Origin of the sequence: Pseudomonas sp. W15Feb9B, from assembly GCF_000828175.1 — a bacterium.
Lineage (GTDB): Bacteria > Pseudomonadota > Gammaproteobacteria > Pseudomonadales > Pseudomonadaceae > Aquipseudomonas > Aquipseudomonas parakoreensis.
Window position 1 is genome coordinate 312,198 of the sequence record NZ_JTKF01000005.1, and the last position, 26,955, is coordinate 339,152.

A 26,955-nucleotide genomic window follows, 5' to 3' on the forward strand; every position below is an offset into this window, starting at 1 on the left:
ATGAAACTCAATAAGCAAAATCTGCAGCGCCTCGCCCCCGAGGTGCAACTGCCGGCCTACAGCCTCAGCGACACCCGCCAGGGCATCGCGCACATTGGCGTCGGCGGCTTCCATCGCGCGCATCAGGCGTATTACACCGATGCACTGATGAATACCGGTCAGGCGCTGGAGTGGGCAATCTGCGGCGTCGGCCTGCGCACAGAAGACCGCCGTGCCCGCGACGATCTCAAAGAGCAGGATTACCTGTTCACCCTGTTCGAACTCGGCGACAGCGACGACACCGAAGTGCGGGTGATCGGTGCGATTCGCGACATGCTTCTGGCCGAAGACGGCGCGCAGGCGCTGATCGACAAACTCGCCGATCCGCAAATCCGCATCGTCTCGCTGACCATCACCGAGGGCGGTTATTGCATCGACGACAGCAACGGCGAGTTCATGGCGCACCTGCCACAGATCCAGCACGATCTGGCCCATCCGCTGGCGCCAAAAACCGTGTTCGGCTTCCTCTGTGCAGCACTGGAAAAGCGCCGTGACACGAGCACACCGGCGTTCACGATCATGTCCTGCGATAACCTGCCGCACAACGGCGCGGTGACCCGCAAGGCGTTGCTGGCCTTCGCCACCCTGCGTGACCCGGGGCTGCGTGACTGGATCGCGCAGAACGTCAGTTTCCCCAACGCCATGGTCGATCGCATCACACCGATGACCAGCACCGCGCATCGCCTGCAACTGGCCGACAAACACGGCGTCGACGATGCCTGGCCGGTGGTCTGCGAACCGTTCGTGCAATGGGTGCTGGAAGACAAATTCGTCAACGGTCGCCCGGCCTGGGAACAGGTCGGCGTGCAGTTCACCGATGACGTTTCACCCTACGAAGAGATGAAGATCAAGCTGCTCAACGGCAGCCACCTGGCCCTGACTTACCTGGGTTTTTTGAAGGGCTATCGCTTCGTCCACGAGACCATGAACGACCCGCTGTTCGTACGTTACATGCGCGCCTACATGGACCTCGACGTCACCCCGCAACTGGCGCCGGTGCCGGGCATCGACCTGACCGACTACAAAGACACATTGGTGGCGCGCTTTTCCAATCAGGCGATTGCCGATCAACTGGAACGGGTGTGTTCGGACGGTTCATCGAAGTTTCCCAAGTTCACCATTCCGACGATCAATCGCTTGATTGCCGATGGCCAGGAAACCAGGCGCGCAGCGTTGGTGGTGGCTGCCTGGGCGTTGTATCTGAAGGGCGTGGATGAAAATGGCGACACTTATTCGATTCCTGATCCACGGGCGGAATTCTGTCAGGGGCTGGTGGCGGATGATGCGTTGATCACTCAGCGCTTGTTGGCGGTCGAGGAGATTTTCGGCACGGCGATTCCACGTTCGGCAGCATTTGTGGCGGCGTTTGAGTGGTGCTGCAACAGCTTGCGTGAGGGGGGTGTGACGAGCACGTTGGAGCGGGTGCTGGCTGAGTGATGCGGTGAAACCACCGACGCCATCGCTGGCAAGCCAGCTCCCACAGGATTTTCAATCGTTGATGAATTTTGCGTACACCCGAGAACCTGTGGGAGCTGGCTTGCCAGCGATTGGCTTCACCTTGACTCACCTGACACCCTGAGGACCTCACTGTGACCACCCGACAACTCTTCCTCGGCATCGACTGCGGCACCCAGGGCACCAAGGCGATCATCCTCGATGCGGCCAGCGGTCAAGTGCTCGGCGAAGGCGCCGCCACGCACACGATGATCAGCGGCGCCAATGGTCGCCGCGAGCAGGACACCCGACAGTGGCTCGACGCCTTCGCCCTCGCCTCCCGCCGCGCCCTGCTCGCAGCCAGTGTCGACGGTCAGGCGATCCTCGGCATTGGTGTCTCCGGCCAGCAACACGGCCTGGTGCTGCTCGACGATCAGGGCCAGGTGCTGCGCCCGGCCAAACTGTGGTGCGACACCGAAACCACGGATGAAAACGATCGTCTGCTCAAACACCTCGGCGGCGAAAAAGGCTCGCTTGAGCGCCTCGGCGTGGTCATCGCCCCGGGCTACACCGTTTCGAAATTACTCTGGACTAAAGAACAGCATCCTGAGGTGTTCTCGCGCATCGCACGCATCCTGCTGCCCCACGATTACCTGAATTTCTGGCTCACCGGGCGCGCCTGCAGCGAGTACGGCGACGCTTCCGGCACCGGCTATTTCAACGTGCGCAGCCGCCAGTGGGACTTGCAGTTGCTGCGTGACATTGACCCCACCGGTCGCCTGCAAGCCGCGTTACCGGAGCTGATCGACGCGCATCAGGCGGTGGGCACACTGCTGCCAGCGATTGCCGAGCAGTTGGGCCTCAACCCGAACGCAGTGGTCGCCAGCGGCGGTGGCGACAACATGATGGGCGCCATCGGTACCGGCAACATTCAACCCGGGGCGATCACCATGAGCCTCGGTTCCTCCGGCACGGTGTACGCCTACGCCGAGGCGCCGCAGGTCAGCGCGGATGCTTCGGTCGCCACGTTCTGCTCGTCCAGCGGCGGCTGGCTGCCGCTGATCTGCACCATGAACCTGACCAACGCCACCGGTGCGATCCGCGAGCTGTTCAACCTCGACCTGGAGCAGTTCAATCAACTCGTGGCCCAGGCGCCCATTGGCGCGGAAGGCGTGAGCATGCTGCCGTTCCTCAACGGCGAACGCGTCCCCGCCCTGCCCCATGCCACCGGCAGCCTGCACGGCTTGACCCTGAGCAACCTGACCCAGGCCAATCTATGTCGCGCCGTGGTCGAGGGCACGACCTTCGGTTTGCGTTATGGACTGGATCTGTTGCGCCACAATGGTTTACAAAGCCGCAGCATTTGCCTGATCGGCGGCGGCTCGAAAAGTGCAGTGTGGCGGCAGATCGTCGCCGACATCATGAACACCCCGGTGATCTGCACCGAACACAGCGAAGCCGCAGCCCTCGGCGCGGCGATTCAGGCGGCGTGGTGCAAGTCCTGGTCGAACGGCCACGAGGACTCTTTGGCCGATCTGTGCCAGCGCTGCGTAAAGCTCGATCTGCACAGTGAAACCCTGCCGGTTGCCGCCCATGTCGCGGCGTTCCAGCAGGCCTATGAACGCTATCAACAGCATGTCGCAACCCTATAAAGAGCAAACAATCATGTACTTGGTGTGTGGCGAAGCCCTGTTCGATTTTTTCAGCGAAGACGATGCCAGCGGTCTGGCTTCGAAGGTCAATTTCAAGGCGATTGCCGGCGGCTCGCCGTTCAACGTCGCGGTCGGCTTGCGCCGTTTGGGTGTGGATTCGGCGCTGTTTGCCGGGCTGTCCACCGACTATCTCGGCCGACGGTTGCAGCAAGTGCTGCGGGATGAAGGCGTGCGGGCGGACTACCTGATCGACTTCGCCGCGCCAACCACGCTGGCGATGGTCGCGGTCGGTGCCAACGGTTCGCCGCATTACAGTTTTCGCGGCGAGGGCTGTGCTGATCGCCAATTAAGCCTCGCCCATCTGCCGCAACTCGGAGATGACGTGCGTGGCCTGCACATCGGCTCGTTCTCGCTGGTGGTACAGCCGATCGCCGACACCCTGCTGACCCTGGTGCAGCGCGAAAGCGGCAAGCGCCTGATCACCCTCGATCCCAACGTGCGCCTCAACCCGGAACCGAACATCGACCTCTGGCGCGAACGCGTGGCGACCCTGGTGCAACTGGCCGACATGATCAAGGTCAGCGACGAAGACCTGAGCCTGTTGTATCCCGAGCAGGACCCGCAGCGCGTGATCGAAGGCTGGCTGCAGCATCGCTGCCAGTTGGTGTTCCTGACCCGTGGCGGCGAAGGCGCAACGGTGTTCAGCCGCGCCCATGGCTCGTGGTCAGTACCAGCATGCTCGGTGCAAATCGCCGATACCGTCGGCGCAGGCGATACCTTTCAAGCAGCGCTGATTACCTGGTTGACCGAGCAAGCACTGGATTCGGTCGAAGGGGTTCGGGAACTCAATCGCGAACAGATCGACGCGATGCTCAAGTTTGCCGTACAGGCGGCCGCCCTGACGTGCAGCAAGACCGGTCCGGACTTGCCCTATCGTCACCAGTTGAGCTGAGCGCGTAGACTGTCGGCCTTTTTGCGCGCATGGGGATGACGGTTTGATGTCGGGGCGGACGGCGGGACTTTTGATACTGGCGGGATTACTCAGCGGCTGCGGCACCTCGCCGCCGCGTTCGCCGGAAGACATCTGCGAAATCTTCCGCGAAAAAAGCGACTGGTACGACGCGGCGCAAGTCACGCAAAAGCGCTGGGGCGTGCCGATCCAGGTGCCCTTCGCGATCATGTATCAGGAGTCCGGCTACCGCTACGACGCCAAGACGCCGCGCAAATACCTGTTGTGGGTGATTCCGTGGGGCCGGGTGTCGACGGCCGCCGGCTATGCCCAGGCCAAGGATGAGGTCTGGGCCGATTACCAGAAGAGCACCGGGCGCAATTGGGCTGACCGCGAAGACTTTGACGACGCCATCGACTTCGTCGGCTGGTACATGGACAAGACCACCTCGATCAACGGCGTGTACAAATACGATGCCTATAACCAGTACCTGAACTACCACGAAGGCTGGGGCGGTTTCCGCAACAAGACCTACGCCAGCAAAGCCTGGTTGATGCCGACTGCGCGCAAGGTGCAGGCACGTTCCGATGTGTATGCGCGGCAGTATGCCGGGTGCAAAGAGGATCTGAATCGCGGCTTCTGGAGCCGGTTCTGGCATTGGTTGTAGGCCGCCGCAGTCCCCCTGTAGGAGCTGCCGCAGGCTGCGATCTTTGATTTTGTTTTTTACAATCAAGATCAAAAGATCGCAGCCTTCGGCAACGCCTACAGGGGGTGAGGTTTACAGGACGGAGAAGTTGTAACTCACAATCAACCGGGTCTCATCCACATCCCGCGCAAATTTCTCATAATTGGTGCGGTAAGTCGCATTGCGCAGGCGCAGGCTGACATTCTTGAACGTGCCCGTCTGGATCACGTACTTCAACTCGCTGTCGCGTTCCCACTCTTTGCCTTCCTGATCGCTGCCCGGGACTTTGATGTGGTCACCGTTGACATAACGGGTCAGGAAGCTCAGGCCGTTGATGCCGATGGCCTTGAAGTCATAGTCGTAACGCAGCTGCCAGGAGCGCTCCTGCGCCGCCGCGAAGTCGTTGACCTGCACGTAGTTGACCAGATACGGATTGCTGCCATCGAGGTACGGCATCGAGTTGTCGCCGTTCATGCGCTGCCAACCGGCACTGAAGGTGTGGCCGCTGATGCCGTAGGAGAGCATGCCGCTCAACGCGCGGTTGTCGATGGAGCCGGCCTTGGCATCACCGCTGTCGGCGCTTTTCAGCAAACGCACATCGGCCTTCAGCACACCGTCACCCAGCGGCTGGTTAGCCAACATCCCCACAAAGTGCTGGCGATAGATGTCTTCCAGTTCCGCGTAGTGATACTGCGCGGTCAGGCGATCATTGATCTTGTAGTCGAAGCCGTACATGTCGAAATGGTCGGCGGTGGTGTTACAGGCGTAGCGCTTGTTCTTGCAGTGCACGCGGATGTCTTGCGAATCAGTGGAATCCCGTGCCGTGTACTTGTCCAGACGCGCGGCCATGAAGGTCAGATCCTTCACTTCTTTAGAGGTCAGCATCGCACCGTTGAACATGGTCGGCAGCAGGCGGCCGTCGTTGTACTTGAGCAGTGGCAGATCCGGCAGCAGCGCGCCGTACTTCAACACCGTGTCCGAGACCTTGACCTTGGCGGTCAGGCCCATCTTCGCGTACTGGCCCTTCGAGCCGCGCGGGTTCTCGCCGCTGGACGGCAGCAAGCCGCTGTTGCTGCGATCAGGGCTGGAGTCGAGCTGAAAGCCGAGCATGCCCAGCGCATCGATACCGAAGCCGACCGTGCCCTCGGTGTAACCCGATTGCAGATTGAGAATAAAGCCTTGCGCCGACTCTTCACGCTTGGAAGCGCCCTGGTCGCTTGAGGTGTGCCCATCACGGAAATCGCGGTTGAAATACACTGTGCGCGATTCGATTTTCGCCGTGGTGTCTTCGAGAAAACCGCTGGCCTGAACCTGCGCGGCAAAACCGGCGCACAGCAAAGCGGCTCCGAAGCCAAACGACTGGCGCGGGGTGATGAGAGGGAATGGGGGACGCATGAAAAACTCCAACAGTACAGCGTTTGCGCCAGGGCGCAGTCAGCCAGAAAAATAGCTCCCGTCCCGGGTCAGAAACAGCCGGGAAGAAGTGGACACGCAGGGGTGAGCGACAATGATGGCAGATGGCTTTGACGGCCTGAAGGCGACTTTAGTCTGAAACTGACTGGCGATTCTCAAGCACTGAACCGCTCTGAACCACGCATTGCCGGCTCCTTCAGAACGGCGCAACCCGCGGTTTCACTGGCTCGAAACGCCGATCTAAGGGTTTTTCCTATACGTCGCAGCTCCCGCGCCTACGGCATTTGCGCCTTGAACGAGGCGGTCTAATCCTCCATCATCCGTCACCTGCTTATTCAATGGACGGAATTCAAGGCATGCTGGACGCCAACGCTACCCACATTACCCTTACCCTCGAAGGCGCCTCCGCCGACCTGCAAGTGCTCAGCTTCACCGGTCGCGAAGCCCTCAACGAGCCTTTCCGTTTCGACCTCGAACTGGTCAGCGCCCGCCCCGACCTCAAACTCGAAGAGCTGCTGCACAAGCCCGGCATCCTGACCTTCGGCGCCACCGGCGAAGGCAAGATTCATGGTCTGGTGTATCGCATCGAACAAGGCGATTCCGGCAAGACCCTGACCCGTTACAGCATCAGCCTGGTGCCGCAACTGGCCTATCTGCGGCACAACCATGACCAGCAGATTTTCCAGAACCTCACGGTGCCGAAAATCATCGCCCAGGTCCTCGAAGATCGCGGCATCCTCGCCGACGCCTACAGCTTCCAGCTCAACGCCGAGTACCCGCCGCGCGATTACTGCGTGCAGTACGACGAGTCCGACCTGCATTTCATCCAGCGCCTGTGCGAAGAGGAAGGCATTCACTTCCACTTCCAGCACAGCAGCAGCGGGCACAAACTGGTGTTCGGCGACGATCAGACGGTGTTCCGCAAACTCAAGGCCGTGAGTTATCAGCAAGACTCCGGCATGAGCGCTGACAAACCGGTGATCAAGCGCTTCAACCTGCGCCTGGAAACCCGCACCACCCGCGTCAGCCGCCGCGACTACGACTTCGAAAAACCGAAGATCCTGCCCGAAGGCGCGGTCAAATCCGAGTTCGCCCCGGACCTTGAGGACTATGACTACCCCGGCCGCTTCACCACCCGCGAGCGCGGCAAATTCCTCTCGACCCGCGCCCTTGAACGCCATCGCAGCGACTACAAACTCGCCGAAGGCAAAGGTGACGAACCGACCCTGACCAGCGGCCACTTCCTGACCCTGGCCGAACACCCGCGCGCTGAATGGAACGACTTGTGGCTGCTGCTGGAAGTCTTCCACGAAGGTAAACAACCGCAGGTGCTCGGTGAAAACGTCACCAGCGACGTCACCGACAACAAAAGCGATTTCCACCAGGGCTACCGCAACAGCTTCCTCGCCACCCCGTGGGACGCGCACTACCGCCCTGCCCTCGAACACCCGAAACCCAAAGTCCTCGGCAGCCAGACCGCGGTCGTCACCGGCCCGGCCGGCGAAGAAATCCACTGCGACCAGTACGGCCGCATCAAGGTCCAGTTCCACTGGGACCGCGACGGCCAGTCCGACGACAAAACCACCTGCTGGCTACGCGTCGCCAGCGGCTGGGCCGGCGCGGCCTACGGCGGCATCGCCATCCCGCGCATCGGCATGGAAGTCCTCGTCACCTTCCTCGAAGGCGACCCCGACCAGCCACTCGTCACCGGCTGCCTGTACCACAAGGAAAACGTCGTCCCCTACGACCTGCCGGCGAACAAAACCCGCAGCACCTTCAAAACCCTCAGTTCCCCGGGCGGCAAGGGCTACAACGAGTTTCGGATTGAAGACAAAAAGGGTGTCGAGCAAATCTACATCCATGCCCAGCGCGATTGGGACGAGAACATCGAGCACGACCAGAAGATCCGCGTGGGCAATGAGCGGCATGACACGGTTGAGGCCAACACCTACAGCGAATTCAAAGTCGAAGAGCACCGCATCACCCATTTGAATCGCGTCAGTGAAATGCGCGCAGATGATCACCTGACCGTTGCAGTCACCCAGCACCTCAAAGTGGGCACGGCGCAATTCGTCGAAGCCGGCAGCGAAATCCATTACTACGCCGGCCAGAAAGTCGTCGTCGAAGGCGCAATGGAACTGACCGCCAAAGCCGGTGGCAGCTTCGTCAAGGTTGACGCCGGTGGCGTGACCATCAGCGGCGCCGAGGTGAAGGTCAATACCGGCGGTGCACCGGGTGTAGGTACGCCGGCCGCGCCGTTGCTGCCGGGGCCGATGAAGGTGGCGGATGCGGATAAGGCGGGCAAAGCACCACTACCCGCTCGTCTCAATGAATCAGGCATCACACCGTTGTGCGGCAAACAGAGTAACGGCGCTTGCAGCCGTAAGGATTGCACATGCATGTAAAAGCGCTGAGCGCTCTGCTGGCAGAGCCTCGTTACAACTTCTCGGATCTGCCCGCTGCAAGCGAATCGCTGTGCTTCATCATCGATCAGGGCCTCCAGCCGCAAGCCTTGAGTCGGCTCTATCGAGTCGGTGATCCCGTTGTTTCTCAAAAGCTGTTCTTCGGTACCGACTTCGCAGAGATCCCTGAGGGCCCATTGTGGTTGGTCGCCCCCAGAGGCAGCAAACTGGCTGCAGAAGCGACAAAACTTTGTGAGGAACAGTTTTCGGGAATTGCGATCTCAACACCTGACCCGGAAAAAGCCTTGGCTCACGCACGCTGGCTCCTCAGAGCCAACGACGGTTCTGGGGGGCAGAGTTTGTTGAGTTTCCACAAACCGAGCCTGTGGGCAGCATTGGCCTACACCGCCGATAAAACCTTTGATCAGTTACTGGGTTGCTGGAACGCCGTTTACTCCCCCGCACCAAAGAACTTCGGCGAGCAGCGTGGTCCATGGTTAGCCTGGGTAGCCAACAAAGAATCGACATGGCCCGGTGACAACGCACCATTCAACCTTCCGGAGGCAGCCGCGCAAGTTCAAGCTCGCCTCGGCTGGGTGTATTGGGTAGACGAGGAATACACCGCTTTTGAAGAGCCAAGTGATGATCGTCTGAACGATATCGCCGATAACCTCGACCTGCTGCTCAAGAGCAACATCTATGAAGGTGATCACCTGCTCAAGCTTGGTCATGCCGTGAACGGCCCACTGTTTGAAACACAGCCCGAGATCATGGCAATCCTGCAATCAAAGGACGAGTCGTTTATCAAAGTAGATCGGCTCCTGGAATCAGCCGCTGTCGCCCAACGTTAACGGCGACGCGACAACAGAACGGAATCACCATGGAAATCACGAATCACGCCGTCATGCCCGGCGAAACCCTAAGCCAGATTGCCTCGCGCTACAACAGCACCGTGGCGCAACTTCGCCAACTCAACCCCTTCATCACCAATCCGAACAACGTCAAAGTCGGATGGAACCTGAGCGTCCCTAAAAGCGTGCAAGCCGCCTCAGCCACACCCGCTGCTTCGGCGCCCGCTGCGCCTAAAGCGCCTGCCGAGACGGCTCCAAATGCTGCAACACAGTGTTCCGCCGAGGATCTGGTTGAGCTGGATCCGGTCAAGGACTCTCCCGATGGTTCCTCAAAGACCTTCAAGCCTCACGCCCCACCCTGCTCCAAGACTTTTGCGAGCGCCATTTATGCGACAGAGGAACAAGAGTTCTGGCTACTCCCTGAGCGGGCAAAGTCCGCCATTAAAGAGTCGATGTTTGCGCTGGAAAAAATGATCGCACCGAACAAGGCGCGTGATGCACGCCTCAACGGGCTGCAGGAGTCAGGTCTACTTGAATACTTCCTCGAACCAAAGTTGAGCAATTTCCTCACGGGCGCTCAGCGCACGCGTATGGAAGAGTTCGAGGCGATGGGAGATGAGATCGAAATCGATCCCGCAACCGCTAAGAAGAGACAAAACGAAGCCAATCGAAACAAGCCGGTAGCCGCACCTGCTCAAGCTCCGCAGGAAGACACTGCACAATCGCGCATTGACCGTTTGAATGCGGACATAGCTACCCAGCAAAGTATTCGCAAAGAGTTTGTAGATTTCCACAAACGGCGGACTGAGTGGCTTGAGCTGAAAAAGGAAGCGATAAAAGCGGCGAAGCTTCAGGGCTACTCCTACGAAAGTGGATCGCTGTACTCCAAGGAGGCAATTGAAGCCCGCGCGCGCGTGCAAGCATATCTTGAAGCGCGAAAAAAAATACTCAGCAATAAAGACTTCAAACAAGTACCCCTTGAAGACGTTGCAAAGGCGCTAGCTGAGCAGAAAAAAAGTTACGAAAGCATATGCAGCGGTATGAGCGACTGTACAGCGGACATGTCTGGGTATGTCTACACGCTGATCAAGAACGCCGACGCACTGAATTACCATGCTTACACCGAGTCCATTATCAAAGTTTCGGAGTACGGTATCGCACTTCCGGAGTTCGCGCTTATCAGTGACGGCCTTCCATCGGGCATCGCGCAATTCAAGTTGTATCTGGACACAGAGAAGAAGCAGGCAGAAGTCACGGCTCAGCTTCAGGAAAAATACAAACGCTGGATCGAGGCGACCGGTCAAAATGCCCAAGCGCCAGCGGGCTTGGTTGACGTAGAGCGAGCCGAGTGGGATCGGCTGCAAAAAATCAAGGACGACCTTCAGGCAACAGCCCAAAGTAATGTCAATGCAACCAAGCCTGGGCGTCATCTCATCTGGGAGCCAGAAGAGTTCCAGCCTAAACCAGTCGACCGCATGGTTAAACCCGGGTTTCCTCTTCGTGAGGTCAGCCTTTCGGACGCCAAGGGTACGCCTTTGGGCTGGTTCAGCATGACAAACCTGAAAGATGCTAAAAAAATCCTGAAGGAGGATGGAAAAAGTTTAGGCGGCTCGTTAAAAAAGGTCATGAAAAGCCCACCGACCGACGCGACAGAAGATTCTGATAAAAACAGTGAAACCAGCTCATTCCGCGAATGGCTCCTTGCGCAGGGAGCAGTCAAGTTCAGCGACCAAGTAGGTGACTGTTTTGATGAAAAGGGCTGGTTTAAAGCCAACGATTTCTACGCTTATTTGAAAAAACAGGGCTACACCGTCACTGAACTGGAGAACAGTGCAGCATTGACCAGTTGGGGCAAGCACCTTCAGCAGTTGGTCTTCCGGAAAAGCGTTCGCGGAAAAATCCGACTCTTCGATAACAGCCCTCAGGCGCAATTCGTTCGCTGCCTGACTCCTCCCCAGCCAAGCATTCACGGCGAAGTAAAGCTGGAAGGCCCCAAAATGTCCGCGGCCGAAGGCTTTCAGATGTCGGCCAACGTAGGTCTGAGCCTGGACCTGGCACGCGGCGAAGTACAGTTGATGAAAATCGACATGCCTGCCAAAGCGAGCGCTAAAGATATAACGCTGGATTATTCTTTGGACGGCGTGCCGCAGAAAATGAGCTTCGGCCGGTTCTCCTTCCACTTTGGCGTGAAAGCTTGGGGGTACGCCGGGGCATCGCTGCTACTGGCGGGCACCGTCGAGTTGAGCCCGATCCTCGGCAACGTCAAATACGGCGCCTCCCTCAGCCCGGTCAAACGCGCACAGCGTGAAGACGCATCAGCCAAAGAAGAACGTGCAGATCACGATGCGGCCAAGAAAGCCAAGGCCGACAACGGTGACAACAGCCCTACTCCCGATCTTGAACACAAGTCCAAATCCGGCACCGTTGCCAGCACCAAAAGCACAGACCAAGTGCTGACCGGGCGTGCCGCCAATGTCCAGATCGAAAACGGAGCGAAAGCGACTTTCAATGTTTTTGGAGGCTTGCAAGCCGCCATCGAACTCACCGGCGCACTAAACTGGGCACCACCTAAAGAACTGGTCGCACTGCGCACCGCACCTACGATGGGTATCGGCAGCGATAAAGACGCGAAAAAAGCCAATCCATGGCTAACCCTTGCCAAGCTGAGTGGGTCTGTGGGGGTTGCGCTGGGTGCAGGATTCCAGGGAACGGCGCAGATTTCTGTGGATAAGGGCCGCTTTATTCTCAATCTGAAGGCCGCGGTAGTGCTAGGCCCTGGTGCTAATGGCAGCTTTAAGTTTGAAATTGGTTATGAGGCGGTGGTTGATATCCTTAACCTATATCGAAAAGAACTGCATAAAGCGAAAGGCAGAAAGGTCGAGTGGATGGATCCTGAAGCAAGCGAATATGCTTCTGCTCTCAACGCCCTCGGGGCTACCGGCCTGAACGTGCCTATGGCATATATGATGGGTTGGGATATCGTCATGAACCTGTATGAGGCTATGACCCGCGGTGGTAAAGGTGGTCCAATTGCAGATGCGATTATCGAATATGGCAACCAAAGCGAACTCGAAGAATGGTTTGTGAACGCGATTCCAAGTGCTCTCGGCCCATTATTAATGACCCTTACAAGCGCACCAAAATCATTTTCAGTATCAGATAACTCCAATGCATCCCTTACCAACGGCAAGCGAGAGTATGACGAAGTTCAATCTCACCTCCTTCAACAAAGAGCGATCGAACGCATTCTAAGTTGGATCGTGAAGAACGCTGAAGAAAAAAACAATATCTCTCAAGCGCAGACTCAATTTGAATTAGCGTGTTCCAGCATGAATGGTTTTGGCGTGCAAGCTGTAAACTCCAACCAAGAGTACTGCAACAGTCGCCTGATCTTAGATATATTTATGAAAGAACCTGTTTTGAGCCTAGTCAGCCCCGCAAACGACAGAATGCGAGATCGATACAAGAGCCATGCAAGCAAACTCGGTGCAAATTTAGATGGGTCCTGCCGGCGCAGCAATTACTATGGAAAAACATACACACCGTCTCAGAGATCGACTTTCGTTGGGCAGTCCCGTTAAACAGGGTAATAACATGAAGCGCTTAAGAATCATCTTGACCATTGCTACCTTTGCATGGTCATTAAATGCATTTGCAGAAATGACGACCGAACAAATCTTAGCAAAAAAAAATGGCATCACTCTTTACAACCAGCTTAAAATTTCATCGGCACTCCCCTACTTAGACATCGCATCCAAAGCAGGCGACCAAGACGCTCAATATTATCTTGGGGAATCGCTTAGAAAAAGAAATCAATATATGACCCTGGAGGCTCACAAGTGGTATGAAGCTTCGGCGACTCAAGGGAACTTATACGCAATGATACAACTCGGTCGAAGTTCCGATGACCTTTGCGTAACGATGAAAAACTGCCAAAACTCAGAAAAAACACCTCAAGAGTGGCTGCTTAGCGCAGTTTCTTTGGCAAAACCCAAAGCCGAGCATGGTGATTCTGAAGCCATGTACATTATGTATGAAGCAACTCTAGATCATACATGGTTAGAAAAATCTGCAAACTCCGGAAATCCTACCGCTCAATTTTGGATGGCAATCAGCACCAGACAGGGAGAAGGATTCTTTCTCCCATGGAAGCGAAAAGAATCGGTCGGAAACTGGTTTAAAGCATCTGCCGAAGGCGGAAATCCGCGAGCAATGATGGAGTATGCAGCCTATATACATGAAAGCGGCGGTGATCTTGAGGTCGCACGACACTGGATAAAAGTTGCCGCCGAAAAAGGATATGAAAGTGGAGTTACTAGCTATGGCGCTTATTTAGCTCATGCCCCTGAACGGTTCGGCTTTGAACTTGACTTAGTAAAGGGATATGCACTTACATCTCTTCTCAAAGAGCTTAATGAAGGCGGAAGCATGCAGTCATATGTGGAGGAAGTGCTGCCTGAAATAGCAGAGAAAATGACTCCCGATCAAATAAAGGAAGCAGAGAATTTTGCTGCTCAATGGAAGAATTCACATCCACCACTCTCTTTTTTTCCAGACAAATTAAGCCGCTGATTTTGATGAAAGCGTTAGCATTTCTCCTAGCAGCTTCACTTTTTACCATCTGTGAAGCCAGCCCATTGAAACAGCAAGAGCAAGTAGTCTCGCCGGGCGCAGTCCTATATAACCAACTAAAAATTGACGCAGCTTTTCCCGAATTAGAAAAAGAAGCAAAATCTGGAAATACAACCTCGCAATATTACTTGGGCGAGGCTATTCGAAAGCGCAACAGCTACATGACTCCAGAGGCACTTCACTGGTATGAGTCCGCAGCAGAAAATAACAATGTATATGCAATTATCCAACTGGGGCGATTCAAAAGTGAAACCTGCCAGGAAATACGCAACTGCTCACGATCAAAAAAAACACAAGCAGAATGGTTTGAATTAGCTAATGAGCTAGTTTTGCCAAGAGCACAACAAGGTGATCCTGAATCCATGTATCTGATGTATGAGATCACTCTTAATCGTGAATGGCTAGAGAAATCCGCAAATGCAGGATATCCGACTGCACAATATTGGATGGCTGTAAGCGAACGCCAAGGTGAAGGTTTTTTCTTGATTCCTGGAAAACGCGAGGCCTCTGTCAAAAAATGGCTACTACTTTCATCTGAGGGCGGATACCCAAAAGCAATGATGGATTATCTACAAGTTTTATTCGAAGAAGGAGATGTCATAGGCATGCGCCACTGGCTTGAAATTGCAGCAGCGACTGGCGATCAAGCCGCCATAAGCAATTACGGCGCCTACATAGCGCATACACCAGACAAAATAGGCTACCCACTAGATTTGGTCAAAGGTTATGCGCTATTCACGCTTCTTAAAGAGCTTGAGGACAGTGGCGGAATCGGGAGATATGTTGAGAGAAAAAGTGAAGAAATACGCGAAAAAATGACACAAAAACAAATTGAAGAGTCACTAAAAGTGGCAAAGGACTGGAAAGCCACTCATCCACCACTTTCTTTTTTTCCAGACAAGCTTGGCAATTAATTCAGATTATTTATAGACTTGTCGACATACTTATGGATTGTAGGCTGCCTGCATTTCTGCCAACTTACAATCCTTATTTTTATAGCCTCCTTTCAGCAACCCATACAGCTCCGACCCGAGATCCTGAAGGAGCAAAATAAGATGTCACGCAGAATACTCATGACAACCAGAATAATTTTCACTTTATTACTACTGCTGCCACTTGGCTGCCAAGCAAATACCCAGATAACGCCAAACCAAGACTCCGCAAAACAACAAGGCATAAATCTATACAACCAATACAAAGCCACTTCTGCAATCCCATTTTTAACAACAGCAGCAGAAGCCGGCGACCACGAAGCTCAATATTATTTAGCAGAAGCTCTTCGTAAGAAAAATCATTATATGAACGAGGACGCCAAGAAATGGTATGAAGCGTCAGCAGGCCAGGATGATCTCTATGCCATGATCCAATTGGGCCGCATTGAGCATGACATGTGCGAAATCTCTAACGACTGCTCTGCTTCGCAGAAGCCGGCAATAGAGTGGTTAAATCAGGCAAAAAAAATAGCGAAAGAAAAAGCAGATACTGGCGACGCGGAAGCGATGTACATAATGTATGAGATTACGCTAGAGGATGCTTGGTTGGAAAAATCCGCATCTGCGGGAAATGCACTTGCACAGTACTGGATGGCAGTCTCCATCAAGCAAGGTGACGGCTTTTTTCTGCCCTGGAAGCGAAGCGAAGCAGTTGAAAAGTGGTTTAAGCTTTCGGCTGAAGGTGGCTACCCTAAGGCGATGATGAATTATGCTGCTCTTTTGTATGAACGAGGCGATGTAGAAGGATATCGTAGCTGGGTTGAAAAGACAGCACTTACAGGGTACGCAACTACTGTTTTCGGATATGGTGCAGATTTAGCACATGAGCCTGATACATTCGGATATCCCCTCGACCTAATCAAAGGCTATGCACTTATATACTGGCTGTCCGAGCTAGACGGGGGTGGTGGCATGAAGGAAAACGTTGAATACACGCTACCTCGAATCGCCGCAAAAATGACCGCTGAACAAATTGAAGCAGCCAAAAAGTTTTCTAAAGAGTGGGCTGCGTCGCACCCTCCCCTTTCTTTCTTTCCTGACAAACTTAGCCGCTGAGCATGATGAAACTTTCTATCGCAGGATTTTTGCTAGTCACTTTTGCCCCTGCTACATTGGCACTCACTGACTCCGAACTTGCAATTAAGTCCAGCGGTATAATTCTTTACAATCAGCTTAAAACTATCTCTGCAACTCCTCTACTGAGAATAGCAGCAGAGGCTGGAGACCATGAGGCACAATATTATCTTGCTGAGTCATTACGGCAAAAAAATAGCTACATGAATCCTGAAGCTAAAAAGTGGTATGAAATGGCAGCTGACCAAGGGGATCTTTACGCAATGATCCAGCTTGGGCGAGTAAAAAATGATCTATGTAAATTATCAGAAGACTGCCCTGCCACAGACAAAATACCGTCGGACTGGTTGAATCAAGCATCTAGCATCGCTAAGCCTAAGGCTGAAGATGGAAATGCTGAAGCCATGTACATAATGTATGAATTAACGCTCGATACAACTTGGCTAGAAAAAGCAGCCGCAAAAAATCACCAAATCTCACAGTATTTATTAGCTAAAAGCTACAATCAGGGAGACGGTTTTTTCCTTCCATGGAAACGCTCGGAAGCGGTTGAAAAATTATTCAAAGCTTCAGCTGAGAGTGGGTACCCGCCCTCCATGATGGAATACGGAGCCCTTCTTTATGAAAAAGGTGACATTGAAGGCTTCCGTCATTGGAATGAGCAAGCAGCTTTAGCAAGCTACGCCACAACAGTTTATGGTTACGGTTCTGATCTTGCTCATGAGCCAGACACGTATGGATTCCCATTCGATGTCGTTAAAGGTTATGCCCTCGTTTACACCTTGAAGGAGCTAGACGGCGGTGGAGGCTTACAAGAAAGAGTGGAGAGTAAGCTACCGAAAATTGAAGCAAAGATGACAGCTGAGCAAATTGCAGAAGGTAAAAATTTGCAAAAGAATGGAAGGCGACTCACGCACCACTTTCGTTCTACCCGGACAAACTAAGTCGTTGAAAACCTAGCTTAACGTTCAAACGGGAGGAGTAGATGGCGTGGGGGCCGCCCACTCGCAATCCTACTCCCGTTCTCATTCAAGGCATCAAACCGGCGCCTTCCAATCCAGCATCTGCTGCTGTGCCACCTGCAGCAAATCATTGCCGTCCTGCGCCAGCAGATACAGCGCATGGGTAATGTGTGGAATGTCCTGAACATCGCCATGGCGGAAGCACATGCAGTGCAGGGTTTCGAGCAGGTCGCTGCAGGCGCGGATGCGCTGGACGGCGGACTCGAGGATGTCTTGGGGGTTGGCTTGGGTGTCGATGACCATTGGCGCGCTGTCGGTACAGCCGCTGTTTAGAGGGTGATAACGATTGGGTAACGGATTTAATATCGGCATCAGAGTTATCTCTTGCTGGGTAAGGTAACCCGCCGACACCGTGACCAAACGATGGGAGGCGGACTGTATGCAAGTTTGGTCAACTGAATACCCAATCAGCTCGCCCGAAGGCGTCCTGCACACAGCCGCCACAGCGATGCACTACGAAGACATAGATTTCCGCGGTGCGAATGATGGCACACATGTGTGAGTATTTTCAGGTGACCAAACCCGAGCCGCTGATTTTGCAGCGACGCCAAACCATACCCGCCCCGCTCCCGCCGCCGAAAGCAGACAAGGCATCACCCCTTGTAGGAATCGGCACCGCATCCCCGAGAAATCCTCCCTCCGCCAGACAGCCGGCGTTCAGCCAGGTTAACCATCGCTTAACGCCGCAGTCCAAGACTGTACTGAACCGCACACCTCAGCCCCTGGTTGACGCCGAGTGCGGCAGGTTCGGCCGTATGGCGCCGAACGCTCATTCCGTCGCACGGGAGTCTGATTCATGAACATTCGCACGCTATTGCTCACCTCCGCCCTCGCCTGCAGCGCATTCGCCGGGCTGGCCCAGGCCAATGACACCACCGCTACGACCAAGTCCGTTCCCTACCAGTACGGCATGCCGTTGCATGTGAACAAAGTGATCTCCATGACCGAGCAGCCCACGCGCCAATGCAAGGTCGTGAGCGCTGATATGAAGTACATCGACAATGCCGGCAAGCCTGCGGAAATCACCTACCGGAAAATGTCTGACGCCTGCAGCGAGCAGAACTGACAGAAGGCTCTGATTTGCGGCTTTGCGGTAGGCGATGAAGGCTTCGCGGGTTATGCTCGGGGTCCCTTCTTACTGCCGCAAGGACTCGCCATGCAGTTGTCGTTTCGCACACTGTCGATCATCACCGCTTCGTTGTGTTTTGTACTCGCGCTGGTCTGGGGCTTTTTCCCGGAGGTGTTGCTGGCGATCTGGAGCATTGAGTATTCGAGCTCGGTCGGCTTTGTCGCGCGGCGCAGTGCGGTGCTGTTTGCGGCGTTGGGGGTGATGTTTTATCTGGTGCGCAGCGCGCCGCCGTCGCTGGGTCGCAATGCCCTGAGCAACGGGTTTATCGTCGGTTGTTTTGGTCTGGCGGTGCTGGGGTTTGGCGAATGGCTTAACGGCCATGCCGGCCCCGGGATTCTGCTCGCGGTGCTGGTCGAGTTCGCGCTGGGCCTCGGCTTTGTGCAGGCCCGGCGCGTGACGGTCGAACTGGGTGAAACGGTGAGTTAAAGCGCTCTGGAGCGAGGACTGTAATGCTGTAGTGTGGTTTGTTGCGCCAGATCCGAACGCAGGCCGGCAATCAGTTCATTGATCTCGCGACAGCCGTTGAGGTGGCTGGCGTCGATACCGCTGACGTGCAGATCAACCTGGTCAGTCTGGTGGTCGCCGAAGACCTTGACGGTCATCGACAGGTCTGGTGACAGCGTGCACTGGCAGCGTTTAGGCAGAAAACTGCTTTCAATGATATTGCGTAGTTCCAAGGCAGACAGAAACATGGTGAACCTCTCCTTATTGATGAAACTGCCAATCAACTCTTCACGTTGACCGCTTTTGCTGCCCCTGCACGGGTGTGTCCCCGCTGATTCCCTGGTGCGGCAAACGGTTGTACTGCGAAATGCCCATTGGAGTGTAGGCGCCCGAAGCCGGTGCGCTGCACCAAAGCGACGCATAAAACGTGCCTTTCATCGGGTCATTTCGACCCTCATGAAATCAAGCACTTGGCGCGGTGGCCAGCAGTTGGCCAGTTGCAAAATGCAAGATCGGGCCTTCTGCGCACTGCAATTTGCAAGTCGACGCCGGTTTGCATTCATCGCTGATGACAGTGAGAATGCCCGACATCCACCCTACACCCGCCAGGAGGCTTTCATGGGTTCTTTACGCGCTCGCGCGACAATCGGTCTGCTCATTGCCGGCCTGTCCACCCTCGCCCACGCGGCCAAACTCGAAGACGTCGCGCCGTATCCCAAGGCGGAAAACGGCTTCACCCGCCAAGTCATCTACCTGCCCAAACAGGATCAGGAAGAGAACTTCCAGGTTGAAGTCCTTGCCGGCAAGACCCTGGAAGTCGACTGCAATCGCCAACGTCTGGGTGGTGTTCTGGACGAGAAAAATCTCGAAGGTTGGGGCTACCCGTTCTACCGGCTGGAAAAAGTCATCGGGCCGATGAGTACGCTGATGGCTTGTCCGCCCGGCAGCCAGAAAAAGCGCGCCTTTGTCCCGGTCGTCGGTGATGGCTTCATGCTGCGTTACAACAGCAAGCTGCCGCTGGTGATTTACGCGCCCAAGGACGTCGAAGTGCGTTACCGCATCTGGTCGGCTTCGGACAAGGTCGGTACCGCCATCGCGGAATGACCTGAAACAGGAGCGCCAAACTTGATTACTTGCCATGTGCGATACGTGATCGATCCGTACCAACTGACCGAGTTCGAAGCCTATGCCAAGGCTTGGCTGGGCATCGTCGAGCGCTTGGGCGGCACCCATCACGGCTACTTCCTGCCCTCCGAGGGCGCGAGCAACATCGCCTATTGCCTGTTCAGCTTTCCTTCGCTGGCCGATTACGAAAGCTACCGGCACATCGCGCTGACCGACCCGGAAAGCACGGCGCTGGTGGAATCACTGGTGCAGAAGAAATTCATCGTCAGCTACGAGCGCAGTTTCCTGCGCCCGTTGCTGCCCTGAGCGGTATCACGCCGGGACGCCGCACATCGCGGCGCGCTCGGCGACGTGGCGCAGGCTGTCGAAGTTGATGTTGGCGCCGGAGTCGACCGCGACGAAGGTCTGCTCGCGAACACCGCTGCGCGCCACGTATTGCTTGATGCCGGCCACCGCCAATGCCCCGGAAGGCTCGGTGATCGAGCGGGTATCGTCGTAGATATTCTTGATCGCCGCGCACAGCTCGTCATTGCTGACGGTGACCACCTCGTCCACGCAAAACCGGCACACCTCAAATCCATAAGCGCCGATCTGCGCCACGGCCACACCATCGGCGAACGTACCGACACTGGGCAGCACCACCCGCGCATCCGCGTGCAGCGCCGCCTTAAGGCAGGCCGAGTGCTCCGATTCGACACCGATGATCCGTACCTCCGGCCGCAGGTATTTGACGTACGCCGCGATGCCGGCGATCAGGCCACCACCGCCCACCGGGACGAAGATCGCATCCAGCGGTCCCTGATGCTGACGGAGGATTTCCATGGCCACCGTGCCCTGGCCGGCGATCACCTCCGGGTCGTCAAACGGCGAGACGAAGGTGCACCCGGTCTGCTCGGCCAGTTGCAGCGCATGGGCCAGGGCAAACGGAAAACTCTCGCCGTGCAGCAGCGCCTCGGCACCCCGACTTCGCACCCCAAGCACCTTGAGTTCGGGCGTGGTCGAGGGCATGACGATGGTCGCCGCGACCCCCAGTTCACGCGCCGCCAGCGCCACGCCCTGCGCATGGTTGCCCGCCGAAGCGGTGATCACCCCGCGTGCTTTCTGCGCATCGCTCAATTGCACCAGTTTGTTGTAGGCGCCACGGATCTTGAAGGAGAACGTTGGCTGCAGGTCCTCGCGCTTGAGCAGAACCCGATTGCCCAACGCCTCGGACAGCGCTGGCGCCGCTTGCAACGGCGTACGCACGGCGATGTCGTAGACCGGCGCGGCGAGGATCTTTTTCACGTACTGTTCAAGCAGGGTTTGCTGGTCAGGGCTGTATTTCATCGTCATCTCCGGGCGCTCTGTGCAGGAGCTGCCGAAGGCTGCGATCTTTTGACTTTGTTTTTCTCAAATCCAAAGCAAGATCAAAAGACCGCAGCCTTCGGCAGCTCCTACAGGGAGCCTTCGTTGGTAAAACCCAGGAGACAGAAAATGAAAACCCGCCTCTAGGGCGGGTTGGGTGCTGCAGTCGTGAGCTAGCCCGCCAAATGAGGAATGGCGGTAATAATGCTTGGCTGGCAGCGCAATACGGTGGAAGTCATGGGCCTGAAGTTAGCCCGGCGGCGAGCGGCGAGTCAATGGCTTATTTGACACTGGCGTTATAGGCTGGCGTCGACCAAGTCACCACGGATCACTTGGCCAACCGCCGCAACCCAAACAACATCCCCCCGGCCCCCAACAACATCACCAGCAGAAACACCGGGTAGGAAATCCACCACGGCGTGCCCGCCGTCATCATGCTGAATTCCGACATCCCGCCAATGCTCGCAATCAGGTTCAACGGCAGAAACACCACGTTGATCAACGTCAGTTTGCGCAGCAGATTGTTCATGCTGTTGTTCATCAAGTTGCCGCGCGCATCGATCAACCCGGAGAACACCGTGGAGTAGATCTCCGCTTGCTTGTAACACTGGTTGTTTTCGATGATCAGGTCGTCGATCAGTCCGATCGCCTCGCTGCCGAAATGCTGTTTTTCCGCATGATTGCGCAGACGCGTCAACACCGCGCCGTTGCTGTGCAAGGCATTGATGTAATAGATCAGGCTTTCGCTGAGGTTGAACATCTGCACCAGATGCTGGTTCTGCATCGAGGCGTTGAACTTCTGTTGCAGCTCGCGGGCGACCAGTTTGATCACCTTCAGATGGCCGAGGTAATGGTGGATGTTGTTGAACAGCAGATCGAGCAACACATCCAGCGGCGCATTGAGCGGCTGGCGCGTGCCGATGCCGTGCAGCGGCGTGTCGTCGGTGGCGATCACCAGCAATTGACCGGGCGCAAACAGCAGGCCGCAGGACGACACTTCAAACGCCAGGCTGCCACCGCCGGAATAGTTTTCCGGGCGCTTCCAGATCAGAAACAAATGATCAGGGTGAAACTCGATTCGCGAGACTTCGTCCGGGTCCAGCGCCGAGGCCAACGCGTGTTCGTCGACCTTGTAGTGGCTGTGGAGCAAATCGCGCTCGGCCGCATCCGGGTTGCTGAACAGCATCACCTCGGCGTCCAGCCGCTCGACCCGCTGCAACGCGCCATGAGTCAGTGCGAAACTGCTGATCATCGGCGCTTCACCAGGCCTGGCCGCGACGTTTGAGCTCCAATCGTCGCACAAACTCCTCCAGCACCAGTGAATACAGATCGTCCTGCAAATAGGCATCCTCGATGCCGGCGTCGAGGTTCGGGTTGTCGTTGACCTCGATCACCACCACTTTGTCGCCGGCCTGTTTCAAGTCCACGCCGTAGAGGCCATCGCCAATCAGGTTGGCGGTCTTCACCGCCAGTTCCACCACCGCTCGCGGCGCCTCGTGCACGGCCAGGGTACGGCACTCGCCGTTGACGTCCTGGCCCTTGGCTTTGTGGTTGTAGATTTGCCAGTGGCCCTTGGACATGAAGTATTGGCAGGCGAAGATCGGCTTGCGGTTGAGCACGCCGATCCGCCAGTCGTACTCGGTGTAGAAAAACTCCTGAGCCAACAGCAACACCGAGTGTTCGAACAGTTCGGCGGTGGCCTCCAGCAGCGCCTGCTGACTTTCGACTTTGATCACTCCGCGAGAAAAACAGCCGTCGGGGATCTTCAACACCAGCGGAAAACCGAGGCGTTCACCGACCCGTTCGAAATCTTCCGGTCGCTCCTTGTAGAGAATTTCCGTGGCGGGCATGCCCAATTGATGGCTGTTGAGCAGGTCGGTCAGGTAGACCTTGTTGGTGCAGCGCAGGATCGACGTCGGGTCGTCCATCACCACCAGGCCTTCGCTTTCAGCCTTCTTGGCAAAGCGGTAGGTATGGTTGTCGACGCTGGTGGTCTCGCGAATCAACAAGCCGTCGTACTCAGCGATCCGCGCATAGTCCTTGCGCTCGATCAGCTCGACGTCGATGCCCATACGCTTGCCGACCCGGACGAAATTCTCCAGTGCCTTGGCGTTGGATGGCGGCAAGGCCTCCTGCGGATCGTGCAGGATCGCCAGGTCGTAACGCGCCACTTGCGGCGAGCGTGGTGCTCGCCAGACTTTACGGCTGAAACCGTCCAGCGCATTGGCGAACTGATCTTCCTGATCGTCGCGCAACTTATGCAGGGCACCGGACTTAATGCCTTCGATGTGCCAACCGTTAGTTCGCCGAAACTCAACTAACAGAATCGGGCACGGAAACACTTCAAACAATTGTCGAGCCAGATCCTGTAGTGGCTCGATATGCGTTTTTCCGAAGTAAAGCGTCAGGGTGAAACCTTCGGTATCGCTGTACAGATGATGAGTGAGGGCTTTTTCCAGAGTTTTATCGAGATCGTCCAGTGCCAGACCGTAAAGCGATTTTTTCGTCAGTTCGCTGATGGTGCGCACCGATGGAATCACCTTGTGGCCGCGGGCTTCTGCCAGCAGCGAGCAGTAGTAACCGTGCCCCAGATACTTGTAGCTGCGGCACAGATTGATCACCTGCACGCGCTTGCCCGGCTCGTTGTCACGGGTTTGCTCGAGGTATTCCTGAGCGGTGACGATGTCCTCGCTGGGGAAGTACGAGGCCCAATCTTCCTTGCGTTCGACGATGATCAACACTTGACTGGAAGTTCTGATGGCTGAATTTAAAAAAGTTGCCGCCGGCAAACTTTGCTCGGATACTTCGCGCCAATGACCCTGTACCGCTGACATAGAGATTGATCCGTTGGAGAACAAGACCATTTCTATTAAGCACGAAGTTTTTCGAAAGTCCCGTTTCGTTACGCAACTTTTACGGTGGTCATATGAGTGCTGTTTTTCGTTTGGCGGTAGTTGAAGATTTGCCAGCGCTGCTGGCTCTGGAAATGCAATGTTTCACCAGCGACCGGCTCACCAGTCGCAGCTTTCAATGGATGATCACCCGCGCCCATGCGCAACTGCTGGTCGCCGAACTTGACGGTCGATTGCTCGGCTACGCCCTGGTGCTGTTTCATCGCGGCACATCACTGGCGCGCCTGTATTCCATCGCCATTGCCGGCGAAGCTCGCGGTACTGGGCTGGGAAAACAACTGCTGCAACGTATCGAGGCCTGCGCCGTGGAGCATGACTGCGCGTACCTGCGTCTTGAGGTGCGCATCGACAACCCCAGCGCCATCGCGCTTTACGAGCGCAACGGCTATCGGCGCTTTGCGTTGATTCACGATTACTACGAGGACCACGCCGATGCGCTGCGCCTGGAAAAGCGCATTGTTCAGCACCGTGATTCGCGCAATATCAAGGTGCCCTATTACCTGCAAACCACCGATTTCACTTGTGGCCCGGCCTGTCTATTGATGGCCATGGGCGCGTTGCAGTCGGCGCGCTCACTGGAGCGACGTGAAGAATTGCAGATCTGGCGTGAGGCGACCACGGTGTTCATGACGTCCGGCCATGGTGGCTGCAGTCCTCAGGGCTTGGCACTGGCCGCTTGGCGTCGAGGTTTCCAAGTGCGTTTGCAGCTCAGCATGGCCGGGCCATTGTTTCTCGATGGCGTGCGCGATGAGCATAAAAAAGACGTCATGCGCCTGGTGCATGAGGAGTTCAGCGCACAAATGCACGAGACCGATATCGAGCGCAAAATTGGCAACCATCTGGATTTACCGCGCCTGCTGCAGGCTGGCGGACAGCCTCTGGTGCTGATCAGCAGCTATCGCCTGACCCGTTCCAAGTCCCCGCATTGGGTGGTGGTCACCGATTGCGATAAAGACTTTGTGTATCTGCACGATCCGGATGTCGACCACAGCCAGCATCGTCAACCGATGGACTGCCAGCATGTGCCGGTCAGCCATGGCGAGTTTGAGAAGATGAGTCGGTTTGGGCGTGGGAAATTGCGCGCGGCGGTGGTTTTGTATGCCCGCGCTACGCCAACTATCGTCAGGCCCTAGAGGTTTTTTTTTGGCGAGGGAGCTTGCTCCCGCATTAGTTCGTAGTGCTCATAAGAGCTTAGGGCTGCTGCGCAACCCAGCGGGAGCAAGCTCCCTCGCCACAGGACATCAGTGAAAATTAGAAGTGAAGTCACTTCAGGCCAATCTTGTACAGCGCACCGTCCTGCTCATCCGTCAGCACGTACAGATAGCCATCCGGCCCCTGCCGCACATCACGAATCCGCTGTTTAAGTTCGCCCAATAGCCGCTCCTCGTGCACCACCTTGTCCCCATCGAACTGCAAGCGGATCAGCTCCTGACTGACCAGCGCGCCGATGAACAAATTTTGCTGCCACGGCTTGAAGCGATCAGCGTCATAGAACGCCATGCCGGAAACACCCGGTGATTTCTCCCAGACATGGTGCGGGTCAACCGCACCTTCGACACTTTTGCCCTTGGCTTCGGGTATTGGTTGCAGGGAATAGTTGACGCCGTGGGTCGCCAGCGGCCAGCCGTAGTTTTTCCCACGCTCGATGATGTTCACCTCATCGCCGCCACGGGGACCGTGTTCGTTCTCCCAGAGAGTACCGTTCCACGGATTGAGCGCCGCGCCCTGCGGGTTGCGGTGGCCGTAGGACCAGATTTCCGGACGTACGCCGGACTGGCCCACGAACGGGTTGTCATCCGGCACCTTGCCGTCGGGGAAAATCCGCACGACCTTGCCCTGCAGTTTGTCGAGATCCTGCGCGGTCGGCCGATCATTGTTTTCGCCGAGGGTGATGAACAGATAGCCATCGCGGTCAAACACCAGACGTGAACCGAAATGGTTACCGGTCGAGAGCTTCGGCTCCTGACGGAAAATCACCTTGAAATCGCTAATCGTCTTCAAATCGTCCGACAGCCGGCCTCGCCCCACCGCCGTCCCGGCCTTATCCCCGGCGCCCCCGCCCTCGGCGTAGGACAGGTAGACCAATCGATGCTGTTTGAAGTCCGGCGACAGCACCACGTCGAGCAAACCGCCCTGGCCTTTGGCCCAGACCTTGGGCACGCCGCTGACGGGCTCGGAACGCTTGCCATCAGCGGTAATCACCCGCAGGTTCCCCGGACGCTCGGTCACCAGCATGCCCTGACGATCGGGCAGAAACGCCAGCGCCCACGGATGCTCCAGGCCTTGAGTAATCGTGGTGACTTCAAGGGCGCCCTGCTCGCTCTGCAGCTCTTTGGGGGGCGCGGCGAAGGCTGGCACGCTGATCAACGCGCCGGCGCACAGCGTGGCTAGAAGGGTTTTACGCAACATGCACGATTCCTTTTATTCGTTTCGAAGGCTGACAGGCGCTCAGGCCTGATGTTCAACGGTTGCTGTCTCCATCACGCGGCGGTGGGTTGGGAATGAATTTGGGTGGTGTACTCGGTACCGAGCGTTGCTGCTGACCATTGCCGATGCCGCCATTGCCAACGGTGGGCGTACTGGGCACCGGCACTGTATTCGGCCCGCGAATCACCGGCGTACTGGGCTGGGTGCCCTGCATGCTGTTGGGATTGGCGCGGCGAATCGGGCTGTTGTAGGGATTGTTGCTGTTGCCGGTGGGACTTTGTGCCAGCAACAGCGGCGCGGACGGTGCCGTGACCTCGGCATGTGCAAGACCTGCCCCAAGGAGCAGAACGATCATGCCGGGCAATACTCGGTTCATGGGATGGCCTCTCGATGCACAGGTGATAGAGCCTTCGAGTCCACGCTACGCCC

23 protein-coding genes and 1 pseudogene are annotated in these 26,955 nt (G+C 56.3%); 16 read left to right on the forward strand and 8 right to left on the reverse strand.

Going from position 1 to position 26,955, the window contains the following annotated elements; translation table 11 throughout:
* The 4 genes from OC71_RS03655 to OC71_RS03670 all read left to right on the forward strand — a co-directional run bounded on the left by OC71_RS03655 (position 1) and on the right by OC71_RS03670 (position 4,741).
* Positions 1 to 1,476, forward strand: coding sequence for a mannitol dehydrogenase family protein (locus OC71_RS03655; RefSeq protein ID WP_041064339.1), 1,476 nt, complete (start codon positions 1 to 3; stop codon positions 1,474 to 1,476).
* A gap of 152 nt (positions 1,477 to 1,628) precedes the next feature.
* On the forward strand, positions 1,629 to 3,125 hold the full coding sequence (gene xylB, locus OC71_RS03660; RefSeq protein WP_041064342.1) for a xylulokinase: 1,497 nt from the start codon (positions 1,629 to 1,631) through the stop codon (positions 3,123 to 3,125).
* A gap of 13 nt (positions 3,126 to 3,138) precedes the next feature.
* Positions 3,139 to 4,077 carry a carbohydrate kinase gene (locus tag OC71_RS03665; protein WP_041064345.1) on the forward strand — a complete coding sequence of 313 codons (939 nt, stop codon included), beginning with the start codon at positions 3,139 to 3,141 and terminating at the stop codon, positions 4,075 to 4,077.
* Between the two features lie 46 nt (positions 4,078 to 4,123).
* Positions 4,124 to 4,741 (forward strand): hypothetical protein, encoded by a 618-nt coding sequence (locus OC71_RS03670; RefSeq protein ID WP_371260334.1) that lies wholly within the window; start codon positions 4,124 to 4,126, stop codon positions 4,739 to 4,741.
* 111 nt (positions 4,742 to 4,852) lie between these two features.
* On the opposite strand, the gene OC71_RS03675 is transcribed toward OC71_RS03670, so the two are convergent.
* Entirely contained in the window at positions 4,853 to 6,154 is a 1,302-nt protein-coding gene (locus tag OC71_RS03675; protein ID WP_041064350.1) for an OprD family porin, read from the reverse strand.
* A 374-nt stretch (positions 6,155 to 6,528) separates the two neighbouring features.
* Between OC71_RS03675 and OC71_RS03680 the strand changes: the two genes are divergently transcribed.
* From OC71_RS03680 to OC71_RS03710, 7 genes are all read left to right on the forward strand, one after another.
* Positions 6,529 to 8,577 carry a type VI secretion system tip protein VgrG gene (locus OC71_RS03680; RefSeq protein WP_041064353.1) on the forward strand — a complete coding sequence of 683 codons (2,049 nt, stop codon included), beginning with the start codon at positions 6,529 to 6,531 and terminating at the stop codon, positions 8,575 to 8,577.
* Positions 8,568 to 9,425, forward strand: coding sequence for a DUF4123 domain-containing protein (locus tag OC71_RS03685; RefSeq protein WP_041064356.1), 858 nt, complete (start codon positions 8,568 to 8,570; stop codon positions 9,423 to 9,425). The genes OC71_RS03680 and OC71_RS03685 overlap by 10 nt, the downstream gene beginning before the upstream one ends.
* A 29-nt stretch (positions 9,426 to 9,454) precedes the next feature.
* Positions 9,455 to 13,006, forward strand: a complete 3,552-nt coding sequence (locus tag OC71_RS03690) for a LysM domain-containing protein (protein ID WP_041064358.1) — start codon at positions 9,455 to 9,457, stop codon at positions 13,004 to 13,006.
* Positions 13,007 to 13,019: 13 nt separating this feature from the next.
* A complete protein-coding gene (locus OC71_RS03695) occupies positions 13,020 to 13,997 on the forward strand; it encodes a tetratricopeptide repeat protein (protein ID WP_041064361.1) in 978 nt (325 codons plus the stop codon).
* Complete coding sequence (locus OC71_RS03700; protein ID WP_177327900.1) at positions 13,943 to 14,971, forward strand: tetratricopeptide repeat protein; 1,029 nt, start codon at positions 13,943 to 13,945, stop codon at positions 14,969 to 14,971. Before OC71_RS03695 ends, OC71_RS03700 begins: the two co-directional genes overlap by 55 nt.
* A 141-nt stretch (positions 14,972 to 15,112) precedes the next feature.
* Positions 15,113 to 16,105, forward strand: a complete 993-nt coding sequence (locus tag OC71_RS03705) for a tetratricopeptide repeat protein (RefSeq protein WP_256198911.1) — start codon at positions 15,113 to 15,115, stop codon at positions 16,103 to 16,105.
* Positions 16,106 to 16,110: 5 nt separating this feature from the next.
* Entirely contained in the window at positions 16,111 to 17,067 is a 957-nt protein-coding gene (locus OC71_RS03710) for a tetratricopeptide repeat protein (RefSeq protein ID WP_256198912.1), read from the forward strand.
* 93 nt (positions 17,068 to 17,160) lie between these two features.
* Here OC71_RS03710 and OC71_RS03715 read toward each other — a convergent pair whose 3' ends face one another.
* Positions 17,161 to 17,457 (reverse strand): hypothetical protein, encoded by a 297-nt coding sequence (locus tag OC71_RS03715; RefSeq protein ID WP_041064366.1) that lies wholly within the window; start codon positions 17,455 to 17,457, stop codon positions 17,161 to 17,163.
* Positions 17,458 to 17,941: 484 nt separating this feature from the next.
* Here OC71_RS03715 and OC71_RS03720 point away from each other — a divergent pair, with 484 nt between their 5' ends.
* The gene (locus OC71_RS03720) at positions 17,942 to 18,211 is read left to right on the forward strand and encodes a DUF2790 domain-containing protein (protein ID WP_041064369.1); all 270 of its coding nucleotides are present in this window, start codon (positions 17,942 to 17,944) and stop codon (positions 18,209 to 18,211) included.
* 90 nt (positions 18,212 to 18,301) lie between these two features.
* A complete protein-coding gene (locus OC71_RS03725; RefSeq protein ID WP_041064372.1) occupies positions 18,302 to 18,700 on the forward strand; it encodes a hypothetical protein in 399 nt (132 codons plus the stop codon).
* On the opposite strand, the gene OC71_RS03730 is transcribed toward OC71_RS03725, so the two are convergent.
* A complete protein-coding gene (locus OC71_RS03730) occupies positions 18,697 to 18,966 on the reverse strand; it encodes a DUF1652 domain-containing protein (RefSeq protein WP_041064375.1) in 270 nt (89 codons plus the stop codon). The two genes, OC71_RS03725 and OC71_RS03730, sit on opposite strands and share 4 nt — an antisense overlap.
* 370 nt (positions 18,967 to 19,336) lie before the next feature.
* On the opposite strand from OC71_RS03730, the gene eco reads away from it, so the two are divergent.
* Both eco and OC71_RS03740 read left to right on the forward strand, forming a co-directional pair.
* A complete protein-coding gene (gene eco, locus OC71_RS03735) occupies positions 19,337 to 19,822 on the forward strand; it encodes a serine protease inhibitor ecotin (protein WP_041064378.1) in 486 nt (161 codons plus the stop codon).
* A gap of 21 nt (positions 19,823 to 19,843) precedes the next feature.
* Positions 19,844 to 20,149, forward strand: coding sequence for an NIPSNAP family protein (locus OC71_RS03740; RefSeq protein WP_003225174.1), 306 nt, complete (start codon positions 19,844 to 19,846; stop codon positions 20,147 to 20,149).
* Positions 20,150 to 20,173: 24 nt separating this feature from the next.
* On the opposite strand, the pseudogene ilvA reads toward OC71_RS03740, so the two are convergent.
* From ilvA to OC71_RS03755, 3 genes and pseudogenes are all read right to left on the reverse strand, one after another.
* Positions 20,174 to 21,175: pseudogene (gene ilvA / locus OC71_RS03745) on the reverse strand (threonine ammonia-lyase, biosynthetic); the annotation flags it as partial.
* Between the two features lie 340 nt (positions 21,176 to 21,515).
* Complete coding sequence (locus OC71_RS03750; protein WP_041064381.1) at positions 21,516 to 22,439, reverse strand: magnesium transporter CorA family protein; 924 nt, start codon at positions 22,437 to 22,439, stop codon at positions 21,516 to 21,518.
* Positions 22,440 to 22,446: 7 nt separating this feature from the next.
* A complete protein-coding gene (locus OC71_RS03755) occupies positions 22,447 to 24,021 on the reverse strand; it encodes a RimK family protein (RefSeq protein ID WP_041064384.1) in 1,575 nt (524 codons plus the stop codon).
* 92 nt (positions 24,022 to 24,113) lie between these two features.
* On the opposite strand from OC71_RS03755, the gene OC71_RS03760 reads away from it, so the two are divergent.
* Entirely contained in the window at positions 24,114 to 25,232 is a 1,119-nt protein-coding gene (locus OC71_RS03760; protein ID WP_041064387.1) for a peptidase C39 family protein, read from the forward strand.
* 130 nt (positions 25,233 to 25,362) lie between these two features.
* Here the strand turns inward: OC71_RS03760 and OC71_RS03765 are convergent, their stop codons facing one another.
* Both OC71_RS03765 and OC71_RS03770 read right to left on the reverse strand, forming a co-directional pair.
* On the reverse strand, positions 25,363 to 26,508 hold the full coding sequence (locus OC71_RS03765) for a PQQ-dependent sugar dehydrogenase (RefSeq protein WP_041064390.1): 1,146 nt from the start codon (positions 26,506 to 26,508) through the stop codon (positions 25,363 to 25,365).
* Between the two features lie 52 nt (positions 26,509 to 26,560).
* Positions 26,561 to 26,902, reverse strand: a complete 342-nt coding sequence (locus tag OC71_RS03770) for a hypothetical protein (protein WP_041064393.1) — start codon at positions 26,900 to 26,902, stop codon at positions 26,561 to 26,563.
* Positions 26,903 to 26,955 lie beyond the last annotated feature (53 nt).

Excerpts from the sequence above, each read along its gene's own strand:
- OC71_RS03655 (WP_041064339.1), top strand. The coding sequence starts at position 1 with ATGAAACTCAATAAGCAAAATCTGCAGCGCCTCGCCCCCGAGGTGCAA.
- OC71_RS03665 (WP_041064345.1), top strand. The coding sequence starts at position 3,139 with ATGTACTTGGTGTGTGGCGAAGCCCTGTTCGATTTTTTCAGCGAAGAC.
- OC71_RS03670 (WP_371260334.1), top strand. The coding sequence starts at position 4,124 with ATGTCGGGGCGGACGGCGGGACTTTTGATACTGGCGGGATTACTCAGC.
- OC71_RS03675 (WP_041064350.1), bottom strand. The coding sequence starts at position 6,154 with ATGCGTCCCCCATTCCCTCTCATCACCCCGCGCCAGTCGTTTGGCTTC.
- OC71_RS03680 (WP_041064353.1), top strand. The coding sequence starts at position 6,529 with ATGCTGGACGCCAACGCTACCCACATTACCCTTACCCTCGAAGGCGCC.
- OC71_RS03685 (WP_041064356.1), top strand. The coding sequence starts at position 8,568 with ATGCATGTAAAAGCGCTGAGCGCTCTGCTGGCAGAGCCTCGTTACAAC.
- OC71_RS03690 (WP_041064358.1), top strand. The coding sequence starts at position 9,455 with ATGGAAATCACGAATCACGCCGTCATGCCCGGCGAAACCCTAAGCCAG.
- OC71_RS03695 (WP_041064361.1), top strand. The coding sequence starts at position 13,020 with ATGAAGCGCTTAAGAATCATCTTGACCATTGCTACCTTTGCATGGTCA.
- OC71_RS03700 (WP_177327900.1), top strand. The coding sequence starts at position 13,943 with ATGGAAGAATTCACATCCACCACTCTCTTTTTTTCCAGACAAATTAAG.
- OC71_RS03705 (WP_256198911.1), top strand. The coding sequence starts at position 15,113 with ATGTCACGCAGAATACTCATGACAACCAGAATAATTTTCACTTTATTA.
- OC71_RS03710 (WP_256198912.1), top strand. The coding sequence starts at position 16,111 with ATGAAACTTTCTATCGCAGGATTTTTGCTAGTCACTTTTGCCCCTGCT.
- OC71_RS03715 (WP_041064366.1), bottom strand. The coding sequence starts at position 17,457 with ATGCCGATATTAAATCCGTTACCCAATCGTTATCACCCTCTAAACAGC.
- OC71_RS03720 (WP_041064369.1), top strand. The coding sequence starts at position 17,942 with ATGAACATTCGCACGCTATTGCTCACCTCCGCCCTCGCCTGCAGCGCA.
- OC71_RS03725 (WP_041064372.1), top strand. The coding sequence starts at position 18,302 with ATGCAGTTGTCGTTTCGCACACTGTCGATCATCACCGCTTCGTTGTGT.
- OC71_RS03730 (WP_041064375.1), bottom strand. The coding sequence starts at position 18,966 with ATGTTTCTGTCTGCCTTGGAACTACGCAATATCATTGAAAGCAGTTTT.
- eco (WP_041064378.1), top strand. The coding sequence starts at position 19,337 with ATGGGTTCTTTACGCGCTCGCGCGACAATCGGTCTGCTCATTGCCGGC.
- OC71_RS03750 (WP_041064381.1), bottom strand. The coding sequence starts at position 22,439 with ATGATCAGCAGTTTCGCACTGACTCATGGCGCGTTGCAGCGGGTCGAG.
- OC71_RS03755 (WP_041064384.1), bottom strand. The coding sequence starts at position 24,021 with ATGTCAGCGGTACAGGGTCATTGGCGCGAAGTATCCGAGCAAAGTTTG.
- OC71_RS03760 (WP_041064387.1), top strand. The coding sequence starts at position 24,114 with ATGAGTGCTGTTTTTCGTTTGGCGGTAGTTGAAGATTTGCCAGCGCTG.
- OC71_RS03765 (WP_041064390.1), bottom strand. The coding sequence starts at position 26,508 with ATGTTGCGTAAAACCCTTCTAGCCACGCTGTGCGCCGGCGCGTTGATC.
- OC71_RS03770 (WP_041064393.1), bottom strand. The coding sequence starts at position 26,902 with ATGAACCGAGTATTGCCCGGCATGATCGTTCTGCTCCTTGGGGCAGGT.